This is a genomic window from Ruegeria sp. CI5 (assembly GCF_056536885.1).
In genome coordinates this window covers 225,235-246,955 of record NZ_JBQFQN010000002.1, presented here as the reverse complement: position 1 = coordinate 246,955, position 21,721 = coordinate 225,235, and the positions used below count along the sequence as shown (strand labels likewise).

17 protein-coding genes are annotated in these 21,721 nt (G+C 59.7%); 11 read left to right on the top strand and 6 right to left on the bottom strand.

What is annotated here, in order from left to right; all coding sequences use genetic code 11:
* Window positions 1-15: 15 nt before the first annotated feature.
* From asnB to ACR0BA_RS09940, 6 genes are all read right to left on the bottom strand, one after another.
* The gene (gene asnB / locus ACR0BA_RS09965) at window positions 16-1,962 is read right to left on the bottom strand and encodes an asparagine synthase (glutamine-hydrolyzing) (RefSeq protein WP_480727737.1); all 1,947 of its coding nucleotides are present in this window, start codon (window positions 1,960-1,962) and stop codon (window positions 16-18) included.
* Window positions 1,963-1,974: 12 nt separating this feature from the next.
* Window positions 1,975-3,093: a glycosyltransferase gene (locus ACR0BA_RS09960; RefSeq protein ID WP_480727735.1), complete on the bottom strand. Its 1,119-nt coding sequence runs from the start codon at window positions 3,091-3,093 to the stop codon at window positions 1,975-1,977.
* Window positions 3,094-3,171: 78 nt separating this feature from the next.
* Window positions 3,172-4,353, bottom strand: a complete 1,182-nt coding sequence (locus tag ACR0BA_RS09955; protein WP_480727734.1) for a DegT/DnrJ/EryC1/StrS family aminotransferase — start codon at window positions 4,351-4,353, stop codon at window positions 3,172-3,174.
* A gap of 13 nt (window positions 4,354-4,366) precedes the next feature.
* Window positions 4,367-5,062, bottom strand: coding sequence for a PIG-L deacetylase family protein (locus tag ACR0BA_RS09950; protein WP_170391568.1), 696 nt, complete (start codon window positions 5,060-5,062; stop codon window positions 4,367-4,369).
* On the bottom strand, window positions 5,059-5,973 hold the full coding sequence (locus ACR0BA_RS09945) for a methionyl-tRNA formyltransferase (protein ID WP_480727732.1): 915 nt from the start codon (window positions 5,971-5,973) through the stop codon (window positions 5,059-5,061). The genes ACR0BA_RS09950 and ACR0BA_RS09945 overlap by 4 nt, the downstream gene beginning before the upstream one ends.
* Entirely contained in the window at window positions 5,970-6,596 is a 627-nt protein-coding gene (locus ACR0BA_RS09940) for a sugar transferase (protein ID WP_480727730.1), read from the bottom strand. Before ACR0BA_RS09940 ends, ACR0BA_RS09945 begins: the two co-directional genes overlap by 4 nt.
* Window positions 6,597-7,264: 668 nt before the next feature.
* Between ACR0BA_RS09940 and ACR0BA_RS09935 the strand changes: the two genes are divergently transcribed.
* The 11 genes from ACR0BA_RS09935 (at window position 7,265) to ACR0BA_RS09885 (ending at window position 21,630) form a co-directional block, all read left to right on the top strand.
* Entirely contained in the window at window positions 7,265-8,485 is a 1,221-nt protein-coding gene (locus ACR0BA_RS09935) for a polysaccharide biosynthesis/export family protein (RefSeq protein WP_480727729.1), read from the top strand.
* Between the two features lie 65 nt (window positions 8,486-8,550).
* Entirely contained in the window at window positions 8,551-9,417 is an 867-nt protein-coding gene (locus ACR0BA_RS09930) for a sulfotransferase family protein (RefSeq protein ID WP_170359606.1), read from the top strand.
* A 474-nt stretch (window positions 9,418-9,891) separates the two neighbouring features.
* Window positions 9,892-12,015 carry a polysaccharide biosynthesis protein gene (locus tag ACR0BA_RS09925; protein WP_480727728.1) on the top strand — a complete coding sequence of 708 codons (2,124 nt, stop codon included), beginning with the start codon at window positions 9,892-9,894 and terminating at the stop codon, window positions 12,013-12,015.
* A 164-nt stretch (window positions 12,016-12,179) separates the two neighbouring features.
* Window positions 12,180-13,802, top strand: coding sequence for a hypothetical protein (locus ACR0BA_RS09920; protein ID WP_170341715.1), 1,623 nt, complete (start codon window positions 12,180-12,182; stop codon window positions 13,800-13,802).
* A gap of 107 nt (window positions 13,803-13,909) precedes the next feature.
* A complete protein-coding gene (gene rfbF / locus ACR0BA_RS09915; protein ID WP_093963249.1) occupies window positions 13,910-14,719 on the top strand; it encodes a glucose-1-phosphate cytidylyltransferase in 810 nt (269 codons plus the stop codon).
* 7 nt (window positions 14,720-14,726) lie between these two features.
* The gene (rfbG, locus tag ACR0BA_RS09910) at window positions 14,727-15,854 is read left to right on the top strand and encodes a CDP-glucose 4,6-dehydratase (RefSeq protein WP_480727726.1); all 1,128 of its coding nucleotides are present in this window, start codon (window positions 14,727-14,729) and stop codon (window positions 15,852-15,854) included.
* A 19-nt stretch (window positions 15,855-15,873) separates the two neighbouring features.
* Complete coding sequence (locus ACR0BA_RS09905; RefSeq protein ID WP_480727724.1) at window positions 15,874-17,088, top strand: DegT/DnrJ/EryC1/StrS family aminotransferase; 1,215 nt, start codon at window positions 15,874-15,876, stop codon at window positions 17,086-17,088.
* A gap of 215 nt (window positions 17,089-17,303) precedes the next feature.
* Complete coding sequence (locus ACR0BA_RS09900; protein WP_480727723.1) at window positions 17,304-18,257, top strand: NAD-dependent epimerase/dehydratase family protein; 954 nt, start codon at window positions 17,304-17,306, stop codon at window positions 18,255-18,257.
* Window positions 18,254-19,255: a glycosyltransferase family 2 protein gene (locus tag ACR0BA_RS09895; protein ID WP_170341704.1), complete on the top strand. Its 1,002-nt coding sequence runs from the start codon at window positions 18,254-18,256 to the stop codon at window positions 19,253-19,255. Before ACR0BA_RS09900 ends, ACR0BA_RS09895 begins: the two co-directional genes overlap by 4 nt.
* Window positions 19,252-20,385: a glycosyltransferase family 4 protein gene (locus ACR0BA_RS09890; RefSeq protein ID WP_480727721.1), complete on the top strand. Its 1,134-nt coding sequence runs from the start codon at window positions 19,252-19,254 to the stop codon at window positions 20,383-20,385. Before ACR0BA_RS09895 ends, ACR0BA_RS09890 begins: the two co-directional genes overlap by 4 nt.
* Before the next feature lie 84 nt (window positions 20,386-20,469).
* Window positions 20,470-21,630 (top strand): glycosyltransferase family 4 protein, encoded by a 1,161-nt coding sequence (locus tag ACR0BA_RS09885; protein WP_480727719.1) that lies wholly within the window; start codon window positions 20,470-20,472, stop codon window positions 21,628-21,630.
* The last annotated feature ends 91 nt before the right edge of the window (window positions 21,631-21,721 follow it).

The following is a 21,721-nucleotide window of genomic DNA, read 5'->3' as shown; positions in this document are numbered from 1 at the left end:
TCCGCGCTTCGAGGATCAGACCAGCCATTTTTTCTGCCAGAAATGATACATCAGAACCGTCCACAGATGGGGCCCCCAATTGCGACGCCCGCTGAGATGCTCGCGCCATCGTCGCGCCAAGGTGGCTGTGTCGAATACGTCCTCGACCCCTTGTCCTGTTGAAAAAACCTCGTTTGCCACAGGCTTCAGCGGGCCACGCAGCCAGTCGTTGACGGGAATTCCGAACCCTTGTTTTGGGCGATCATACAAGGCCTTTGGTACGCGCTTGTCCACGAGGCGCCTTAGGGCCACCTTGCCCTGTTTGCCGTCGAAACGCAGGGATCGGGGCGCCTGCCAAGCGGCGGCGACGACGCGGTCATCCAACAAGGGCGCACGCGCCTCAAGACCGACGGCCATCGATGCTCGGTCGACTTTCACAAGAATGCCTTCGGGCAAATACAGGCAGGAATCCAGCAGCAGCATCGTGTCGATTTCATCAAGGCCGTTGGGCAATCCGAGTGTTTGATAGACCCCGCCGTCATTCACGTCCTTCAGCGCTGCTGCCGGGTCCCAAAGACTGAACAGGGTATTGTATCGGCTTCTGAAATCAGGCTGCGCGATGACCGAGGCGACTTTGGAGATCCTGTCGGCTGTGATCTGGTCGCGCATAGTGCCTGAAACGAATTTACGCAGGATCGGCGCAACGGCTGCACGCAGGGCATCAGGCGATGCTGTCAAAATCGACGCAGCCGGCCGAGGAAGCTTTCGGCCCAGGCGTTCCATCGCCATCATTCGGGCATAGCGTTCGTACCCGCCAAAGGACTCGTCGCCGCCATCACCCGACAGCACGACGGTCAGTTGGTCGCGGGCCAGTTTGGAAACCAGCAGGGTTGGAACGCCGGACGGGTCGGCAAAAGGTTCGTCATAAACGTGTGGTAGGTCATCGAGCAATTCGAACGCCATGGATGGTGTTGCAGTGACCTCGTGATGGTCCGTGCCCAGATGTGCAGCGATTGCGGCGGCATGGTCTGCTTCGTTCAGGCCTTCTTCCTCGAAACGGACTGTAAAGCTTGTTACCTTGCCGTTGGTTTGTTCCTGCATCATGGCAGTGATCAGGGTTGAATCTATCCCGCCGGACAGGAAGGACCCCACCGAGACGTCCGCGACCATGCGCTCCTGCACGGCACGCTGCAGTTCCTCTTCAATACGAGCCAGCGCCCGTTCTTCGTCGTGGATCGGTGCGGCAAGTCCCCGTTTCGCGCAGTCGCGAAGGTCCCAGAACGTCCGGATGGCATCTACCAGGTCCTGAGCCGTCGCGGGCGGCTGGTCCAAGCGGACTTCGACCATTGATCCGGCGGGCAACTTCATAACTTCGCGATAGATCGAAAGTGGTGCCGGCACATATCCGTAGCGGGCGTATTGCGCCTGGGCCCGCCGGTCGGCTTCCGGCGAGCCAAATGCGGGGTTCGCGCGCAGCGCCTTGAGTTCGGAACCAAACAAAAGCTGGCCGGACTTGAGGCCTAGATACAGGGGTTTCTTGCCCAGCCGGTCGCGTGCAAAAACCACCCGGTTCAGCTTGCGATCCAAGACCGCGAAGGCGAACATGCCGTGCGCCTGTTCCAGTGTCTTGCGGATGCCCCAGCGGTCCATCGCCGCCAGTAGCACCTCGGTATCGGATGTGCCGCGAAACGTGACGCCCTTGTTCAGCAACGTCTGCCGCAGGGCCAGAAAGCCGTAGATTTCCCCATTGTAGACGATGGTGAACCGGCCGCTGGGCGAGGTCATTGGCTGCCCCCCGGTCTCCGACAGGTCGACGATCGAAAGGCGGCGGTGGCCCAGAGCCACGCCGGCGTCTGGATCGACAAACAACCCGTCGGCATCGGGACCCCGGTGCTGAATAGCGTCGCACATGGCCTGCAGCGTGGCGCGGCCCGAGTCGGAGCCCATCGGCTGAAAAGTCAGAAATCCGGCGATACCGCACATGGGTCAGGTCCTTTATTCGACTTGGGGCGCTGTGGGTGGCGCAGGGTTGGCAGCTTGGTTCAGGGCCTGATCATAGGCGCGGGCAATCGCGTCGAGGGAGTAATGTGTGGCGATGCGGTCGCGGGCAGCATTGCTATGGGATTTGTAGGTTTCGGGCGGCCAGTTGGAAGCTTGGACGAGGGCCTTCGCCAATGCCTGCGGATCACGTGGCGGCACGACATAGCCGCACGAGTCCACCACTCTGGCGCTGTCGCCGACATGAGTCGTCACGACCGGGCGGCCGTGGCTCATGGCTTCGGCGATCACATTCGGAAAGCCTTCGGTGCGCGAGGCCAGAACCAGCAGGTCAATACTCGCATAGAACTCGGACATATCGTGCAGGTCGCCGCACAATGTCACACTGTCTTCGGGCAGATCGTTGTCGGCCAGCATCGCGCGGATCTCGGGGTTCTCCAGCGTCACGCCGTCTCCGGCCAGACGGGCGTGCAGGTCCGGGACGGACTGGCGCGCAACCGAGAAGGCGCGGAAGAAGGTTTCGAAGTCTTTCTGCGGGTGAAACCTTGCCGCCACTCCAAGCACGCGGGCGGGCCCCGGCCGCGCCGTTGGATTGGGCGGAAGGATAAACCCGTTTGGAATCACCGTGGAATGGTCCCCGGCAAAGCCGTATTTCTCGTGCTGAGTTTGAGCGCGGGTCGAGTTGTAGAGGATCCCCTGACAGAATCGGGAAAGCACCTTAGACAGCGCCACCGCAGCGCGGGTGCTGCGGGTGAAGGCAGCCGGGTCGTCCAGCGCTTGCCGCACGGTCCAAACGACGGGAACGCGCCGCCCGGCAAGTTTGCCGGAAATCAGGCCGAGTACCATTGCATGGTACATCCAGCACAGAACCACATCAGGCTGATGGGTCCGGATCAAACGTCGGATCTGCCAAACCGCGCGTAACAGGGCCAATGGCGATCTGGCACGCAGCGAAACGTATTCGACCTTGTCATTCGCCGCCATCGCGCGGCAGCGCTCCGAAACCTCGGTCAGGGCGACGACGCAGGCCCGTTCGCCCGAATGGGCCAAAAGTCGGGCCAACATGGCTTGTGCGCCACCTTGGCCCGAGAAATCAGTGGTGACATGCAAGATCATCGGGTCACCCTCCGCAGCTCACCGGCGGGTGTTCGATTCAAGCTGTATGTTGATCGGCCACACATCACCAGTTCGCGCTCAGCCCTGCGCCATGTGGCGGGCCGTTGCCTTTTGGCCCACATCAACGATGACCTGCGCCAGACGAGCGACGTTCTCGGCGGACCAGGCCGGGTCGACCAGGAAGGCAAGGCTGGTTTCGCCCAGCTCGCGCGCCACGGGCAACGGTTCCTTGGGTCCCAGGCCTCGGCTGGTGAAGGTTTTCTCGAGGTAAATCTCAGAGCAGCTGCCGGAAAAGGCGGGAAAGCCGGCCTCGGCGATCTCGGCGATGATGCGGTCCCGGCTCCAGCCGGGCGCAAGTGTTTCCGGCCGCACAAATGCGTAGAACCGATAAAATGCGTGGGTAACGCCGTCGGGTGGCATTGGCACGCGAAAGGCCGGGCAGGTCGCAAGGGCGTTGTGCAGGATATCCGCATTTGCCGTCCGGTGCGCGCGCCATGCGTCCAGGCGTTTCAGCTGTATTCGACCAAGTGCCGCCGAAGGGCCGTTCATCCGCAGATTGGTGCCGGGTCCCGAGTCGTGCAGCCAGCGAAAGCCGGGCGGGTGTTCGGTGTTGAACACGGTGTTATAACCTTTGCCGTGATCCTTGTAGCTCCAGATGCGGCTCCAGAGATCAGAGTCGTCGGTCAGCAGCAGTCCGCCTTCGCCGCCTGTGGTCATGATCTTGTCCTGGCAGAAGGAAAACGAGCCCAAGGTCCCGATGGTTCCGACATGGCGGTCGCCAATCATCGCACCGTGGGCCTGGGCGCAGTCTTCGATGACCCAAAGGTCGTGGGCGCGGGCCAGATCCATGATGCCGTCCATGTCACAGGGCCAACCACCCAGATGCACAGGTATGATCCCCCGGGTGCGCGGCGTGATCGCCGGGGCGATGGTTTCGGGCGTGATATTCTGGGTGTCGGGATCGACATCGACAAAGACCGGAACTCCGCCCGCCAGCATCACCGAGCTGGCCGAGGCGATGAAGCTGCGCGGCGTTACAATGACCTCATCACCTGGTTGCAGGCCTAGCCCGAGCATCGCGGCGTCCAGCGTTACTGTCCCGTTGGCCATGGCGATCGCGTGTTTGGCTCCGGTATATGCGCAGTATTCGGCCTCGAATGCGCGAACATCTGGGCCGGTCCAGGCGTTGACTTTGCCAGAGGCCAGAACTTGCGCTACGGCGTCGATCTGTTCCTGATCATAGATGGGCCACATCTGCATTTCGCACCTCCTGTCAAATCACCGATCGGACCAGAACAAAGCCTTCAGCCGCCGACCGGTGCACCGTCGCGCCGCGCAGGGTGGCCAGTGCGCGCAAGCTGTCGACCGATCGTTCGTGCGGCGCCTGTTTGACCTGGCTTTCGAACTTGCCGAACGCCTCCAGCTTCCGCTCGATCGTGTCCGAGATGTCGACAAACACGTTTGGCACGAAGGCCGGGGTCAGATAGGGGGCGTTCCAATTTGTTTCGGAAAGGGTTTCGTAGGCCAGAATATTGGCCGGATAGTCATGTTGATGCGGGCGGCTTGCCACCAGCGTGGACAGAAAACTCAGCTGGTGATCCATATGGATGTCGCCTGGATGCGGAGCCAGGATCAGGCTGGGGGCGATGTCGCGGACCAGCTTTCCCAGCGCGCCGTTCAGGTCCGAATGGGCATGTTCTGACAACTCCGCCGCATTGAAGTCCATCCAATGTGTTTCGGTGACGCCCAGCAGATGATGCGCATTGAGTGCCTCGCGCCGTGTGGTTGCGACCTGTTCATCGGTAAACTTCGGGGGTTTGCCACGAGTGACGACAACCACATGCACTTCGCGCCCAGCATCGGCCATGCGGGCCATCGTGCCGCCGGCGCCCAGAACCTCATCATCGGGATGCGGAGCGACGATCAGCGCGGGGCCGGCGTGGCCAGTGGTCAGGTCGGAAGCGATCATGGACGTGTCCTCAGTTTCGCGTGAAGGGCAGGGGGTGTGACGGCCCCTGACCATTCAGTTATGTCCAGACAACGCCCGTCGCCGCAGGCCACCGTAAAGCCGCCGTTGCCGATGGCCTGGATCTGGCCGGGCAAGCCGATGAAGTAGCCCTCCGGCTCGGTATACCTGACCCCTGTCAGAACCAGTTTCACGCCATCGGGGCCAAAGGTGTAGGCGCCGGGGTAGGGCGGACCCGATGCACGGATCAGGCGGTGGATGTCCGCGGCAGGATTGGTCCAGTCAATCAGGCCGTCTTCGGGGCGGCGGCGGGCGCACAGGCTGATTCCGTCGGTGCGTTGCGGTTCGGCCGGGATGTCGCCATTGGAGATCTGGTTCAACAGAGGCGGCAGCAGTCCTGAGACGGCACGCAAGGCTCGATTGTACAACTCGCGTGCGGTGACGGTTTCGGGATCGACCGCATAGATGGCCTGAGCGGCAATAGGGCCGTCATCTGCGCCTTCGCCCAACCAGAAAAGCGAGGACCCGACGTTTCGTTCCTGCAACAGGATCGTCCAGGGGATGACACCGCGCCCCCGCAGGCGGGGCAGGGCCGACGGATGAAACCCGATGCAGCCAATCCGCGCCAATGCCCGGAACTCGGGGCCGCAGATCTGTGACCAACCGAGCACAAGGATCAGGTCGGGTTTGACCTTGGCAATCTGTTCAAGGGTCTCGGGGTCGTTGGTTTTTTCGATATGCAGAACCGGGACGCCATACTTCTCGGCCGTCGGTGACAGGTCGACGAAATCCGAATGCCGCGCGGACAGGCGCGGCGACAGGGTTACCAGAAGGGCCGGCACATGCCCGGCGCCGCACATCGACATCAGAGCTGCAAGCGTGGTCTCGACGGCGCCGACAAGTACGATATTCACGCGTTCATCTCCTGCATGTCCTGGGCTAGCGAGCCATTCGAGTCCATCCATTTCCGCGCCGCCTCGATCCGGTCGTCGCGGCGGGGTTCGTTGTGTAGGGCCGCTCCGACTGTTTCGCCCAAAATCTGCAGGTCCAGCGCCAGTGACCGATGCGCCACGTACCATAGATCAAGGCTCAGCTTTTCACTGTTGCTGAGGTTGGTGTTGCCGCTGACCTGCGCCCACCCGGTCAGCCCAGGCCGAACGGAACATCGGTATTGCCCGGCGGGTCCGAAGTCTTCGATCGTCTCAGGCAGCAAGGGGCGTGGCCCAACCAGGGCCATTTTGTTCTGCAGGATCAGGACAAGTTGCGGGATCTCGTCGAGGCGCAGGCGCCGGATCATTGCCGTGGCGCGCGTCTGGCGATCCGCATCGGGGTGCAACGATCCATCCGCCGCGCGTGTCTCTTTCATGCTGCGCAGTTTGTAGAGCCGGAAATTGCGACCCTGTCGTCCGGCTCGGATCTGCGAAAACATCAAGGGACGGCCGATGGACAAAAGCACCACGACGCACGCAATGACAAAGAAGGGAAGCGCGAGCAGGCCCAGCAGCAGGCAGATCAGGATTTCAAGCAACCGGTTCACAAATCAAATCCAACTCGCAACACGCGGGGTCCCGCGACACACAAAAAATCAACCAATACAAAGGGACGCGACACGCCACCCGAGCAACCGCGACTGAAATACCGACAACCCGGGTCGACAAGCGGCGATACAGCAAGATTGGTCGAAACGGATTCTGTTTGCAAGCCGTCGATGCCGCCGCGGGATGCGGGGGCTGAGAATGCAGGGCTGACTAGACGCTGATGCTGATTTGGCTGCTGTATTGCGTCAACGATTCGAACTAATGCCGTGAATTGTTGCCAGTCAGGAAAAGCAGGAGCCCAAGCCGCGCCGTGATTGCCGCGAAACAAGGCGGGGTGTTCTGATCGGGTGTTTCGCGTAAAACACCCAGCCTTCGGGCTGCATTCACAGGGGGTTGTGAACGCGGCGGAGGCGGCGGCCCAGGCGCTGACAGGTCAGTGTCGACAGGAAAGCCAGCGCCAAAGGCGACGCGCCATTGGCTTTGCTTGTCAGCCTGAGGCCAAGCGCCTATGATTTGCCGAGCGGGATCGTTTCTGTCCCGCCGATGACCGAAATTGCTTTTGACGACCGACTTGCGCTGTGGGTGCGGTTTGTGTTTTCGAGATTTGAGTATCGTGCCCGGCACCCACGCCCGGCTTGTTGGTGTTTAAGAGTTGGGAGGCAAGGTTTTGCGCAGCTTCTTTCGAGTAATTCTGGCGACGCTGTTGTTTGCGCTGGCCGCTCTGCCGGCCCTGGCCGAAAGCTATCGCCTGCTGCCGCAGGATCGCCTGTCGGTTCGTGCCATGCGTTGGGACCCATTGTCCGCAAGTTACATGATTTGGGATGGCGTGTCCGGCGAGTTCGCTCTGGCCGGTGATGGAACGCTGATGTTTCCGCTGGTGGGACAGGTTGAGGCGGCCGGGCTGACCACGCTGGAACTGTCGCAGATGTTGGAGCTTGAGCTCAGCAGCCAGACCGGCATGGCCGAGCCGCCCAAGGTCGCGCTTGAAGTGATCAGCCATCTTCCGGTCTTTGTTCTTGGAGACGTCAATTCGCCGGGCGCTTATGCCTACCATCCCGGGATGACTGCCCAGCAGGTTCTGGCCCTTGCAGGTGGTCCGATCCGTCCTCCGATCCAGTTTGGGGCAAACAATGATTTTCAGATCATGCGGATGGGCGGCGAAATGCGGCTGCTCTCCACTCAGATCGATGAGTTGGAAGACGAGAGGCAGAGGCTGAAAGCTGACCTTGCGAGCCTCCAGGAAGAAGGGATTGAGACCGGCACCGACGCGGCGCCTGACGCTCCCGGAGGGCTCGAGGGTGAAATCCTCGAGGCGACAATGAACGCCCGCGAGGGTTTGGGTGAACGAATTCGGGATCTGCAGGAGATGCTCAAAGAGCAGATCTCGAGCCTGACCATCCAGTTGGAGCTTCGCAAAACCCAGATCGAGAATGTCAGCCGGGAGTTGGAAAACCTGAACCAGCTCAAGGAGAAAGGTCTGACCGTATCGAACCGGGTGACGACCATGACCAATCTTCTGAACGATCTGGAATCCAAGCGTCTGGATCAGGAGGTTGCGCTGATGCTGGCTCGTCAGGAGCTGAACCGTGCCGAGCGCGACGAGTTGGAACTGGATGACAAGGCGCGCTCGGATGCTCTGGTCCAGTTGAATGCGGTCGAACGCGAGTTGGCCTCGCTTCGGACGCGTCTTGATACCGCGGCAAGCCTGCACGGAGAACTGGCTGCCGCTGGTTTGCTCAGCGACGATGATATCGCCAGTGAAGTTGTAATTGACTACATCGTCACACGGGCGGGTGGCACGGCGCCACGCAAGATGGAAGGGACCGAGGCGGTTCAGCCCGGGGATACCATAGAAGTCGTACGAAGAACCATTGTCACGTCGAATTGAGTGTTCCGGCGCGGGGTTTGCCGGGTTTGTTTTTTTAGTCTGTTCGCAAGGTCACGAGTATTCCTATGTCTCTCCCTGACGGTCGTCCAGTCGACTTTCTGATTTTCGGTGCCGCGAAATGTGCAACCACCTGGTTGCAAAAGTCGCTGATGCAGACGCCGGCCATCCATATGCCGGGTCCCGAGTTGCATTTCTTTTCTCGGTATTATGCAAACGGACTGGACTGGTATCGTGACCAGTTCGGAGACTGCGATGGCGCAGATCTGATTGGTGAAAAATCGAATTCGTACCTGACTGAACCCCCGGCTGCGCAACGCATTCGGGAGCATTTCCCTGAAACTCGGTTGATCCTGCAGATGCGGGACCCGGTTCAGCGCGCCTATTCCGACTATTGCATGTTGTTCCGCCGCGGCGAGGTCTCGGGAAGGATCGAAGATTATCTGGATCCGGCGGTCGCGGCCGACCAGCGTTTTCTGTCCGATGGGCGATATGGCCACCATCTGAAGCGGTTCTACGACTTGTTCCCAGAGGACCAGATCCTGCTGTTGGCCTATGAGGATGTCCGCGTGAACCCTCATGGGAACCTGAAGAAGGTGGCCGGCCATATTGGATATGACGGACAGCTGGAGCCGCCTGTGCAGCAGAAAGTCAAAGATAAGAATACACCCATGGTGCCACTGTCGCTGCGTCGTGTGCTAAAGCCGGTTCGAGCTGTTCTGGACCCTGTACGTCACACCTGGCCGGTGCGGTCCATCCGAAACGCTGTCGCTCGAAAGGTGACCTACCCGGCCCTGTCGCCCGAGCTGGAGGCGAAGATGACCGAGTTCTATGCGACCGACGTGGAATGGCTTGCCCGCCGCAATCCGGGACTCTGCCTGAATTGGACGGTTTCGGATGCAATTCACAGAAGCGAATCGCAGGCCATGTCATGATCGAAGCCAGAATTTGGTTTCCATTCAGGAAACAAAAGCGCCTTAGGGCTTTGTGCGTGCACGATGAACCGGGAATATCGGGCCGTGAGGATACAACAAATGAAACTGCGACGGCGGTCACCTGCTGCAAAAAATGGCATTTCTGTGATTTTATGGTGTCCAAGTGGTGGAAAGGGGATTTTGATACCAATGTTGGTGTGGTAGCGTTGAAGTCGTGGGTTCGTGGTCGGGACCGTGTGATGGGCCAGACCACGTGTAGTGTAACGAGTTGACGAGTTAAAAGGGGGTTTGGTTCAGGGCGGAGGTTTCTAGGCGCCCGGATTCACGTGGGGGACTTTTAGCGAAGCAATGTGTTTGCCGGCCGGCGCCATGTGGTGTCGATCGGGAATTGAGGCTTTTTAGTGGTGGAGCGGGTGTGTTTGGCCCGTCTCATTTCAGTCGAGTGGTAAGTGGCAATTTTTGCCGGGGGTTCTTATGAGTATGTACGAGCAAGAGTTGGTTAAGCTCAAGAGTGGACCGGATGCAGATAGCACGATCGAACAGGATCGCGCCTTCGGAGACATCCAGTCGAAGCTGCGACAGAAGCTGACCGAATTGAGCGCCAACCGGCGCCTGCTGATCGGAGATGTATTCGCATCCGCCGGAGCTGTGGCCGCGGCCGTCGTTCTGGCTAATGGTGGCATCGTTCCTGAACAGTTCGGGTCCGTTCTTTTGCCGTTGGTGGTGATGACTTGCCTGGTGGCGCTGGCGGTTTTGCCGCTTTCCGGTATCTACAAACGGCACACACGGTCGACTTCGCTGCGCGATGTGACGCTGATCGTGCGTGCTGCAGGGCTGTCGGTTGTTTTGTTGGCATTGCTGGGTGCTGCCCTTCCCGTTACCGCGCAGGTGCCGCTGGCGGTCTATGTCATTCAGTTCCTGCTGCTGGTTCCCGCCTTTGGTACTCTGCGCGTCCTGGCGCGCAGCACCGAGCTGACGAGCGATCCGGCGCGCCGTTGCCCGGATGCGTCTAACGGGAAAATCCCGGTTATTCTGGTCGGAACCGGCGCCAGCTGCGACCTGTTCGTGCGGTCGCTGCACAATCAGGAATCCAAGTATGAACCTGTCGGGATCATCGACGATGCGCGGAACACGCAGGGCCTGTATTTCCACGATGTGAAGATCATCGGGTCGCTGTTGGATGCTGACGCCGTCATCGAACGTCTGAAGTATTATGACCAACTGCCGCAGCGCGTTTTGTTGACCGAGCCCGTAACCCATTTTGAAAGCGATGGCATTCGCAAGCTGACCCGTTGGGCTGAGGCCAACAGCATTCCGGTATCGCGTCTGGCGGGACTCGAAGAACTTGGCACCGAGAGCAATGGCATCCGGACCGTCAATCCCGAAGACATCCTGGACCGTCCGCAGAAAGCGGTCGAACGCTCGATGCTGCGCGAGATGTTCAAGGGCCGCCGTGTCCTGATCACCGGCGCCGGAGGGTCGATCGGTAGCGAGCTGACACGCCAGATCGCCTCGTTCGAGCCGGCCGAGCTGGTGATGATCGAGAACACGGAATATAACGCCTATTCCATCGATATGGATCTGGGGCAAAACTTCCCGGATGTCGCACGCCGCATCTACGTGGCCGACATTCGCAACGCGTCCCGCGTGAACGCGATCTTTGAACGTCACCGCCCCGAGTTGGTCTTCAATGCTGCCGCACTGAAGCATGTGCCGATGGTTGAGCTGAACCCTTGCGAAGGCGTTCTGACCAACGTGATCGGAACCCGGAATGTGGCGGACGCGGCCCGCAATGTGGGGGCAATCGCCATGGTTCAGGTCTCGACGGACAAGGCGGTGAACAGCACCAGCGTCATGGGCGCCACCAAGCGCGTGGCCGAGTTCTACGTTCAGGCTCAGGACCGTGTGACCAACGAAACCGACGAGAAGACCCGCTTCTTCTCGGTTCGGTTCGGTAACGTGCTGGGGTCGTCCGGTTCGCTGATCCCGCTGTTCCAGCGCCAGATCTCGGAAGGTGGCCCGCTGACGGTGACTGATCCGAAAATGGAGCGGTACTTCATGACCATCCGTGAAGCCGTGCAGCTGACGCTGGTTGCCGCCGCGCGGGGTCTGAACCTTGAAGACAGCCACGGCGAGATTTTCGTTCTGGATATGGGTCGGCCGGTCAAGATCGTGGACCTGGCCGAGCGCATGATCCGTCTGGCCGGCCTCGAGCCCTATCAGGACATCGACATCAAATTCATCGGTATCCGTCAGGGTGAAAAGCTGTACGAAGAGCTGTTCGACGTGACCGAAGAGCGTCGCGAAAGCGGTATTCCTGGCGTTTCCTCGGCAATTCCCGAAGGCGTCTCTGCCGCGCGTTTGCGGGCGCTGATCCTCAAGCTGGAACAGGCTGCTCAGGACGGCAATGATCTTGGGGTCAAAAAGCTGCTCAAGGATCTGGTGCCGGGTTACGGTGCAAACGGTCTGCGCCCGATCGATGGCAAAGAGCTGGCCGCGCGTACCGGCAAGTCGCAGATCAAACCTGTGCCGACGCCCAAGCGGATTGCAAACTTCGCACTGCAGAAAAACCTGGAGACGATTAACGCCGGTCGCTAAAATTTTGTCAAAAGTACATTTAAGTGAGCGGCATTTTCAGCCGCGGGTTACGATTTCAAGAGGGCTCTTCGGAGCATATCGTTGATGTTTATTTGCGACCTTGGCGGTTTACGGCAACCTGCAGATTTTGGCGGGCCCGTCCGAACGGGCAAAGCGAGAGGGATATGACGGCTGAGGCCGAACATATGCGTGACCGGGCCGTTTCTCAGGCCGGGTCTGGTCGTCGTCGCGCGGTGCTGTGGCTCTTGTTTGGGGGGCTGCTGGCCGTGATGTTGGCGGCTCTGTTCGGCCGGATCATGTCGTTTGGTTTGCGTCGGGACGAACTGATGTTCGTGGCACCGGCAGAATTGTTGGGCCAATGGCGCCTGTACCAGGACTTCTTCTACAATCACGTTCCGGATTCGGCGTGGTATTTCCGCGGTCTCTATTTGATCACAGGTCAGGAGGGTCTGCTGGGCTCAGCACGCCTTGGTGTGTTTCTTGGCTGGATTGCGTTGATCGGCGGTACCGGTTGGGTGACCTGGCGCCTGTCCGGATCGGCTCTGCTTGCGGCATTCTTCATCACGGTCTTGATGGTTGACGGAACACTTCTGGCCCAGGCCGGAATGGCCGCAAGCAACAACCTGCTGCCGTTACCCTTCGTCGTATGGGGTGTCGGGGGTTTTCTGCTTGAAACCCAGCGCGACCATCCGCGGCCAGTTGTTTTTGTACTGATTGGAGTCTGCCTGTCGATCGCAGCGGGGATGAAAGTCAGCGCGGTGGTTTTCATTCCGCCCGTCGCGATTGCCACTTTTCTGATGCCGGGATATATGGCGTTTGCAGAACGTGTTCGACGGGTGACCCTGCCGATGCTGGTGGGTGGGCTGCTGGGTGCCTTGCCGCTGTTCTGGTACATGGCCGTTGATCCCGCGGTTTTCATCGCGCATGTCCTCAAGTTCCATACGGGTCCGCACGTGGCCTACTGGCAGGCCAACGCCGCCTCTGAACCCGATCTGGCTCTGGGCATTGGGGGCAAAGTGCAGTTGGCCTATTCGGTCTGGTTGGGTGGAGCGGCGCTGGTTTGCCTGTTCGTCGTTGCCTATCTGACAGTTTTGGCCAGATCGGGCGGCATGCTGCTCTCCGAGCTCGGCGCGGTTCTGTTGGTTTTGGTTCTGATCGCCGTGACAGCCGCGTTCAGCTTTGTACCGTCGCCTGGGTTTCCGCAGTACTACATTCAGCCCTTGGTCATGATCCCTCTGCTGGGCGCATTGGTCTTCCGAAAGGTCGGGTCAGAGCAGCGTTCGCAGGTCACCCCGGTCCTTGCCGCCGGTTTCGTTCTCCTGGCAGTGCTGGGCGCGCCGCGCCTCGTTCCTGGTCTGGCAGCGCTGAGCGATCCCAGCGGCTTCACGACCACCCGAGTGGCGCAGGGTGCCGAGGCTTTGAAGACCGCACTTGCCGAGAGTGCCCATCCGGACGGACCCGTAGCGACGATCATGCCGATCTATCCGCTTGAAGCGCAACTGCCGGTCTATCCCGAACTGTCTACTGGCCCCTTTGCCTATCGGATCGCGCCTTACACGGAACCTGACTTGGCCTCGAAATACGTGATGGCGGATGCGGCCGGGTTGCAGGCAGTGTTTGATTCCAATCCTCCCTCCGCTTTCCTGCTGGGATATGATCCGGCTCTTGAGCAGCCATTGTTGCGCTATGCGGAAACAAACGGCTACCAGCCCGTGGAAATTTCGGGATTGGGCAACCGCTACGGGCAAGGTGTGGTATACTTGAAGCCATCGGGAGCAACGGAATGAGCCCAATTCGATCCGCGGTCTCTGGTGGTCGGTTCGTCAAGCGGCCGGTGTGAGGCCCACGCAGACATGCAGATTTTAGTAACAAGTATTTTGAGGGAGTGGCACGAATGAAAACGATACTGCTTGCTGGCGGTCTGGGGTCTCGGCTGGCCGAGGAAACAGTCTCGATCCCCAAGCCGATGGTCGAAATCGGCGGCCGGCCGATCATCGCGCGCGTCATGGATATCTACAGCCATTTCGGGCACCGCGATTTCGTCGTAGCCGCCGGATACAAGGCGCTTTTGCTCAAGCAGTTCTTCGCGAATTACCACCTCATCGCCAACAATATCTCGGTCGCTCTGGATACGGGCGAGCTCAAGCTGGTGCCTTCGGCGCCCGGCGGTTGGAACGTATCGGTGGTCGATACCGGGGCTCATACCATGACAAGCGGGCGCATCCGGCGTCTGAAGGAATGGCTGGATCCGGGCGAGACCTTCATGTGCACTTATTCTGATGGTCTGGGGAATATCGACATCAACGCGCTGATCGATTTTCACAAGTCGCACGGCAAGCTGGCAACGGTTACGGCGGTTCAGCCGCCAGCGCGTTTCGGCAACATCGAGTTAAAGGGCGACCGCGTGGATGCGTTCACCGAAAAGGTGCGCCGCCGCGAAACCTGGATCAACGGTGGGTATTTCGTATTCGAGCCGGGGGTCATGGATTACATGGTCGACGATATGGAGCCGCTGGAACAGTCACCGCTGTCTCAGATGGCCCGCGACGGTGAACTGATGGCCTATCGCCACGAGGGTTTCTGGCATCCGATGGATACGATCCGTGACCGCAACGCGTTGGAGGCCCTTTGCGAGGATGATACGCCGCCTTGGCTGCAATTTGATGCCAAGCCCTCCTCTGATTACCCCGCCATAGCGATCTGAGGAACCAATGACTGGTCAGTCCGATCAGATCTTCGGCGGTCAATTCACCGGCCGCCGGGTGCTTGTGACAGGGCATAGCGGGTTCAAGGGCGGGTGGATTTCGACCTGGCTGAACCGGCTGGGTGCGCAGGTCACAGGCATTGCCTTGCCGCCCGAGCCCGGGCCTTCCTTCTATCAGGCGTGCGGACTTGATCGGACCATGGACAGCCGCTTTGCCGATATCCGCGATCCGGCGGCCTTGGCACGGGCGACCGAGGGTCTGGATCCCGAAGTGGTGTTTCACATGGCTGCGCAACCTCTGGTGCGCAAATCCTACCGCGAACCGGCCGAGACATTTGCGACCAATGTCCAAGGTACGGTCAACGTTCTGGAGGCCGTGCGTCGAATGCCATCGCTGAAGGCCGCGGTCGTGATCACCAGCGACAAGTGTTATGACAATCGGGAATGGCTGTGGGGTTATCGCGAAAACGACCCTTTGGGCGGCAAGGATCCGTACAGTGCCTCCAAGGCGGCAACCGAGCTTGTGGCTCAGTCCTATGCGCATTCTTTCTTTTCTGACGCGAATGGCCCTCAGCTTTCGACGGTTCGGGCGGGCAATGTCTTTGGCGGAGGAGACTGGGGCGAAGACCGGTTGATACCGGACATCATTCGAGCCTGGCATGATGGCCAGCCGGTGACCATCAGAAACCCGGATAGCGTTCGGCCATGGCAGCATGTGCTGGAGCCGGTCGCAGGGTATTTGCTGCTGGCCCAGAAGATTCTGAGCGACGGACAGCGTTTTACCGGGGCATGGAATTTCGGGCCAGACGTTTCGGGCACCGTCAATGTCCGGGATCTGGCGGATATGATGTGGCGCGCCTGGGGGGCAGGCGCGCCCGGGTTCCGGTTCCCGGATGAGTCCGCAACGGCGCCCCACGAAGCTGGCATACTTCGGTTGGACAGCACCAAGGCGCAGACCTGTTTGGGCTGGCGGCCTCGGCTTGAACTGTCTCAAGCCGTTGAACTGACAACCGACTGGTACAAGGCACACGCGGCGGGTGACGACATGGGTAAGGTCACTCAATCGCAGATCGCCGCGTACCAAGACCTCATGTCCGGCACGGGTTGCGACCAAACCGGGCTGGCCGCACAGTAGATTTTCAGGAGATTATTTGATGAGAGTGAATTACGGACAGACAGTCCACGGCCAGGAAGAGATCGACGCCGTCGTCGAGGTTCTGAAAACATCCACCCAAATGGGACCCAAAGTCCGGGAGATGCAGCAGAAAGTCGCTGCACTGTTTTCGAAGGCACATGGGATCATGGTCAATTCCGGGTCCTCGGCGAACTATCTGGCCGTCGAAATCCTGGATCTTCCCAAAGGATCCGAGGTGATCACCCCGGCTTTGACGTTTGCTACCACGGTCGCTCCGCTGGTGCGGCAAGGGCTTGTACCTGCATTCGTTGATGCGGCCGAGGGAACCTACAACATAGATGTCGAACAGATCGAGCGGATGATATCGCCCAAAACCTCGGCGATGATGATCCCCTCGTTGATTGGCAACCTCCCGGACTGGCGTCGGATCCGGGAACTGGCCGACGCACATGGCCTGAAGGTCATCGAAGACAGCGCTGACACATTGGGTGCCACGATCGACGGTACCAGCACGGGCGTCTGGTCGGATGTTTCGACCACCAGCTTCTACGGCAGCCATGTCATCAACGGCGCAGGAAATGGCGGAATGCTGTGCGTCAATGATGATGAGTTGGCACGCAAGGCATTGCTGATGCGGTCGTGGGGGCGTAGCTCGTCTCTGTTCGTCGAATCCGAGGCCATCGAGAACCGCTTCAACGTTCAGCTGGATGGGATCGAATATGATGCCAAGTTCCTGTTTGAGGCGCTCGGCTACAATCTTGAACCGTCCGAGATCAGCGCTGCTTTCGGCCTGGTGCAGTTGGGCAAGCTTGAGAACAACATTCGGGTCCGCGAGGAAGCCTTTGCTGCGCATCGCGCGTTCTTTGCGCAGTATGAGGAATGGTTCATTCTGCCCGAACAGCTGCCGGGCGCACGCACCGGTTGGCTGGCGTTTCCGCTGACTCTGCGAGAAGGTGCTCCGTTTACCCGTCGCGAGATGCAGATTTTCCTGGAGAAGGCGGACATCCAGACCCGGCCGGTCTTTACCGGCAACATTATGCGCCAACCGGCCATGAAAGATGTTGAGTATCGCGCGGATGCCGCAGGTTATCCTGTGTCCGATGCCGTGATGCGCGGGGGCATTCTGTTGGCATGCCATCACGGGCTGACTCAGGCTCATATCGACTATATGCATGAAAAGACGCAGGAATTCCTCAAGCCGTATTTGACCGGGATGCCGCGCAAGGCATCTTGATCCGAGGTCTTCCAGTGGTCGCTTTCCGTCTGCGGGTGGTGGGTGCGGAGTGATCGGTGTTGGCGCAACTATCCCAATGGTCCCAAATTCCATAGTATCGAAGGGACCGGCCAGGGCGCAGGAATGAAACTGATGACAACTGATCATGATACGGGTGACCCGCAAAGCGCGGTTTTCACCAATCCGGCCCAGAACATGGCCGGCGGCGGTTTGTCATGACGAGGCGCGTTCTGATCACCGGGGCCGGAGGGTTCATCGGACAGCATCTGCTCCGAGCCTGTATGGACAGAGGGGATCAGGTCGTGGCCGTGGTCCGACCCGGATTCCTCTCTGATGGAATGCCCGATGTGGAATTGCAGCGTGTCGACCTGAGCGACAGGGATGCTTTGCGCCGCGTGTTTGACACGTCCCGGCCAGAGGTTGTGTTTCATGCGGCGGCAAACACCCGGGCTGTAGCGCGGCCCGGCCTCAAAGATGCCGAAGCCAGCGTGAGCGACAATCTTGTGCCATTGATGGCTGTGTTGGGCGCCGCTGCGACCTGCGACGCACCGCCGGATGTATTCATCCGTCTTGGAACCATTGCCGAATACGGTGAGGTTCCTTCTCCCTACACTGAAACCCAATGCGAAATGCCGCGCGACAGCTATGGGGCATCTATGCTGGCAGGGACCAAGTACTTGACCATGCTTCGGCCGCGCCTGCCATTCACGGCTATGACGGCACGGCTTTCGCTGACTTATGGTCCGGGTCAGACCGGGCCCCAGTTGGTCCCGTATCTGATCCGCACGTTGCTGAACGGGGATGCCGCGCGCATCGGACGCCCCGATGATATCCGGGATTTTCTGCATGTCGGCGATGCCGTGCGTGCCCTTCTGATGTTGGCCGATGCACCGCGGGTTGACGTTCCGCTGGTGAATGTCAGTACCGGAGTGGCTACTCGAGTCCGTGACGCGGCCGCGATCCTGGCTGAGCTGACCGGTTCCGGACCCGGTCAGCTCGACTATGCCGACCCGCCAAGTGAGCCGATGCACCTGGTCAACGATCCCGGACTTATCCATTCCCTTTATCCCTGGACCGCGCGGATCGGGTTGGAGGACGGCCTGCGGGATACAGTCGATTGGGCCATCTCTTTGGATGCGCGGAAGAACATGGCAGGACAAAACGCATGACGGTCATTTCCATTCTGATCCCCGCCTACAACGAGGAAGACAACGTCCGTATGGCCTATGAGCGCGTGCTGGCGGTGTTCGACAAACTGGATGGGTACGAGCCTGAAATCATCTTCACCGACAACCATTCCGAGGATCGGACGTTTGAAATCCTGTCCGAAATCGCGGGGGAGGATCCTCGGGTCCGTGTGATCCGCTTTGCGCGGAACATGGGGTACCAGGCTTCGGTTCTGACAGCATACAGGTCGGCGACCGGGGCCTGCGCGGTGCAGCTCGATTGCGATATGCAGGACCCGCCCGAGTTGATCCCTCAGATGTTGGATCTGTGGCGGCAGGGGAATCATGTCGTCTATGGTATTCGCCGCAGCCTGCCCGATGGCCCTGTCGTTGCCGCTGCACGGCGGGGGTTCTATGCACTGATCGACTTGATCAGCAACGATAATCTGCCGCGAAACGCGGGTGAGTTTCGTCTGACTGACAGGCGGATATTGGACGAATTGCGCCGGGTTGATGACCGCTCGCCCTATGTTCGTGGACTGATCAGCGGCATGGGGTTTTCGCAGGTCGGATTCGAATATGATCGCGCGGCCCGGACAGCGGGTGAATCCAAGTTTCCGGTCCGGGCGATGTTGGCGCTGGCTGTGGACGGGTTGATCAACCATTCCCTGCTCCCGCTGCGCCTGGCTTCGCTGATCAGCCTTACAGTAGGGCTGTCGATGTTCCTGTTGATGATCGGCTACCTTGTCGGCAAGCTGTTCTTTGGCCAGGATTGGCCCGCAGGTTTTGCAACCACGACAATCCTGCTGCTCTTGTCGATGACCCTGAATGCGATGTTCCTTGGCATCCTTGGGGAATATGTCGGCCGGATTTTTCTGCAGGCCAAAAACCTTAACCAGCCCGTGGTCGAAACCGAGTTGAATGGCCCGGTGGAACAATTGAACACGTCTGGGAAACAGAACCGTGCCGACAGCACGCAAATGGTGGAGCGGGCGCAGTGAAGATACTGATCGTTCAGGGTGGGTTCGGAGCTGGCGGTGCCGAAAAGATTGTCTCGGTTCTTGCAGCCCATCGGATCGGCCTTGGCGACCAGGTCTCGGTTGCGGGCATGACCATGCCCGAGGACGGGTCGTATTTTTCTTTCCCTGACGGCGTCAGCCTGCTGGTAGCCGAAGGCGGAAACGACGGGTTAAGGGGGCTGAAACAGCTGGCCCGCCTGCGCCGGATTCGTCGCTTCATCCGGGACGAGAACCCCGACGTGGTGGTATCCTTTCTGACTAAAATCAATGTCCTGACGCTCGCTGCAGCTCTGGGGCGGGATGTTCCGGTGATCGTTTCAGAGCGGAACAACCCGATCGTGCAAAACGCCAACCCTGTCTGGCGCCACGCTCAAAACATCCTTGGACATCGAGCCAGCACCGTGGTCATGCAGACTGAGCGGGTGCGCCAGGACCTGCCGCCATCATTGCGGAGCAAGGCGCGGGTCATTCCAAATCCCTGTGCGCCAATCGATGGTGCAGCCACGCTCCTTGGCTCGGGTGGCAATCGGCTGGTCGCGGTGGGGCGGTTGGATCCGCAAAAGGGGTTCGATCTGTTGATCGACGCAATGTCGGAAATCATCCAGAATAACCCGGACGCGCGCCTGACGATTTTCGGGGAAGGCCCGGAACGTGCCGCGCTCGAGGCGCAGAGGGACCGGTTGGGTCTGCAGGACGTCATCTCCCTGCCGGGCGCGAGCGACACACCCGGAGCGTGGATGGATGGCGCAGACATACTGGTGTTTTCCTCCCGCTTCGAGGGGTTTCCCAATGTGGTGGCAGAGGCGACCGTCGCAGGCTTGCCGGTTGTGTCTTTTGATTGCCCCTACGGACCACGAGAATTGATCCGACACGGTGAGAATGGATTGCTTGTTGCGCCTGAAGACACGGAGGAACTGGCCCGCGCAGTGCTGCAGCTGAGCGACGATCCGGAATTGCTGGACAAGATGCGTCAAGGATACCAACACAACAGGGACTGGCTGGCTCCCGGCAGTATTCTTGAGAAATGGGACCGGATCATTGCCGATGCCGCTCATCGCAGGGTTGGAGCGGGGGTCGAACATGGCCATAGCAGCTGCCGCCGGGAGAGTTGAACCAAACCAGGCGGGCCGCAGCGCCTGCTCTGCCATCAGGAGTTGGCATTGTTGCAAAAGTTGAAACCGCAGGTCTCCCTCCCCATGCGGGCGCGACCACGGATCGTGGTTGTCGCCAATCTGACTGCGTCTTTGCTGAATTTTCGCTATGACCTGCTGAAGGAGTTGTCGGAGCGGGCTGAGGTCGTCGCCTGCGGTCCCGAGCGCCATGAAGCGACGGAAACTGCGCTCGCAGAAATCGGTGTGGAGTTCGTGCAGTTTCCGCTGTCACGTGCCGGGATGAACCCGGTTGAGGACATGCGCACGCTGCGTGCTCTTGTGCACGTTTTCAAGGAATTCAAACCCGACATTGTCTTTGCCTACACCATGAAGCCAATCATCTATGGTTGCCTGGCTGCAAAATGGGCGGGAGTGGACCGGATCTATGCCATGAACACCGGGTTGGGCTATGTCTACAGCACCCATGGCCTGACTTTTCGGAGGCGTGCGGTTCGCGCTGTGTCATCGGTTCTGTATCGTATTGCGCTGAAAGGTGTGGACGAGGTGCTGGTCTACAACCGCGCAGATGCCGAAGAGTTCCGAGAAAGGCGCCTTGTTGCACCAGATGCCAAGCTCAGCATCGTGCCCGGGTCTGGTGTAAATCTGGATCGCTACGGATTTACCGATCCGCCAGCTGGGCCGCCCGTATTTCTGATGATCTCGCGCCTGCTGCGCGAGAAGGGCGTGTTTGATTTCGTTCAGGCTGCCCGTTTACTGAAAGAAACGCACCCCCAAGCAAGATGCCAATTGCTTGGTCCGATGGACGCCAACCCGGATTCCATCGGCCAACGCGAGATCGACGAATGGACGCGCGAAGGCGTGATCGAATACTTGGGAGAAACTTCGGACGTCCGGCCCTATTTGGCAGCGTGTTCGGTCTTCGTGCTGCCGTCGGCCTACCGCGAGGGGATACCGCGCACGATTCTCGAGGCGATGTCCGCGGGGCGGGCTGTCATCACGTCGGATGCGCCGGGTTGCGCTGATCCGATCATCAACGGCGAGACTGGCTACGTCGTGCCAGTCCGGAACCCCGAGGCGCTGAGCCGCGCCATGGCCTCGTTCGTCGAGAATCCTGATCTGGTGGCCCGAATGGGTCAGGCATCGCGGAAACGTGCCGAGGATTCGTTCGATGTGCGTCGGATCAATTCGATCCTTCTCGGCAAGATGGGATTTTCGGCCAGTACCCGAGAGGACAAGGCAAATTGAGGGGTGGCGGCTCTGCCAAGCATTTGTTATTTAATGATAAACGGGAATATTTGAAAGAATTCGCAGAAACTACGGGAAACCCCTAATTCCC